Annotated in this window: 1 pseudogene; it reads left to right on the top strand. The window is 67.2% G+C overall.

Features of this window, described 5'->3' with window-relative positions:
• A pseudogene (locus tag R0J92_RS26080) lies at positions 1-241 on the top strand (bifunctional riboflavin kinase/FMN adenylyltransferase); the annotation flags it as partial.

Below are 241 nucleotides of genomic sequence, written 5' to 3'. Positions count from 1 at the left end.
AGCCGCATCCGCGTGAATTCTTTGCCCCCGACGCGCCGCCCTTCCGGCTGCTGTCGGCAGAGGCCCGCGCGCATCGGCTGGCGACGCTCGGCGTCGAGAAGCGCTATCAGCTGAATTTCAACCACGCGCTGTCGTCGCTTCCCCCCGAAGAGTGTGCCCGCAAAGGGATCTGTGAAGGTTTGGGGCTGGAGCATGTGGTGGTGGGCGCCGACTGCTGCTTTGGCAAGGGGCGGGCCGGCAC

The sequence above is a fragment of the Tritonibacter sp. SIMBA_163 genome (assembly GCF_046535935.1).
GTDB lineage: Bacteria > Pseudomonadota > Alphaproteobacteria > Rhodobacterales > Rhodobacteraceae > Epibacterium > Epibacterium scottomollicae.
This window is presented reverse-complemented; position numbering and strand designations above follow the sequence as displayed.